The organism is Nonomuraea sp. NEAU-A123, from assembly GCF_018603905.1.
In the GTDB taxonomy this organism is placed as follows: domain Bacteria; phylum Actinomycetota; class Actinomycetes; order Streptosporangiales; family Streptosporangiaceae; genus Nonomuraea.
In genome coordinates, this window is record NZ_JAHFZZ010000079.1 from 1 (window position 1) to 986 (window position 986).

Consider the following 986-nt stretch of genomic DNA (forward strand, 5'->3'; position numbering starts at 1 on the left):
ACGAGCTCGTCAGTGCCGGAGATGGTCATCTCGCAGGTACGGGCCTGGCTGTGCCGCAGGACGTTGGTGATGGTCTCGCGGAGCGCGGTGGCCACCGCCGTGTCGACCTCGGCCGGCAGCGGTCCCGTCTCGACCTGTGCCGCAGCCTCGATTCCGGCGGCCGTCAGTACCTCACACGCCGCGTCGAGCTCGGCCGCCAGCCGCAGTTCGACCCGGTCGCCGGCGATGGACTCCAGCTCTGCCAGCGCCTGCTCGACCAGCGCCACGAGCGAGGCGAGCTCGGCCCTGGCCCGGTCGGGGTCCGCCTCCAGCAGCCGTTCGGCCAGCTCGCCCTTGAGAGCGACCGCCGACAGGCTGAACCCGAGTACGTCGTGCAGGTCGCGCGCGACCCGGGTCCGTTCTCGCCGTACCGCGGCCTGGGCGAGCTCGTGCCGGGCCCGGTCCAGCACGGTGATCAGCCCGGTGAGGCGCCCCAGGCTGTACACCAGCCACGCGAGCATGACATGACCGCCGAAGGTGGCGAGCACGTTCGAAAGGGGATAGCCGTGCGTGGCGGCGTCGTACAGGAGCCATGCCAGGTGCCCGGCCAGGACGACACCGGCGATCGCCCACGATCGAGGCGGTCGTACGGTGAGCAGGACCTTGCCGGTGAAGAAGCTCAGCACACGGTCCCAGGAGCCGGGGATGACCGCGAGGGGAAGCAGGAACAGCAGGCCCTGCACGACGAACGTGCCCCGGGTCTGCGGCAGGACCTGAAGGATCACGATGCCGATGAGCCCGAGCAGCGCCCAGGCCAGCGTCATCGGACCGGCCTGCTCCACGTAGTAGAGGTTGATCAGCACGAGCACGCACTGGATGAGCAGCACCGCGAGCAGGACGAACCGCGCCAACCGTGGTGACTCGATCCGCGCCGGGGGCTCGGCGATCGTGGTGGCGCGGTAGGCGCCGGCGGTCTCCCGCACCTCCGCCAAGGTCCGCCGGGCGAG

Annotated in this window: 1 protein-coding gene; it reads right to left on the reverse strand. The window is 70.9% G+C overall.

Translation table 11 applies throughout. The annotated features are described in order from the left end of the window. Positions 1 to 962, reverse strand: a 962-nt coding sequence (locus KLK06_RS62910; protein WP_308169074.1) for a histidine kinase, incomplete at its 3' end; no start/stop codon positions are given. Positions 963 to 986: the final 24 nt, after the last annotated feature.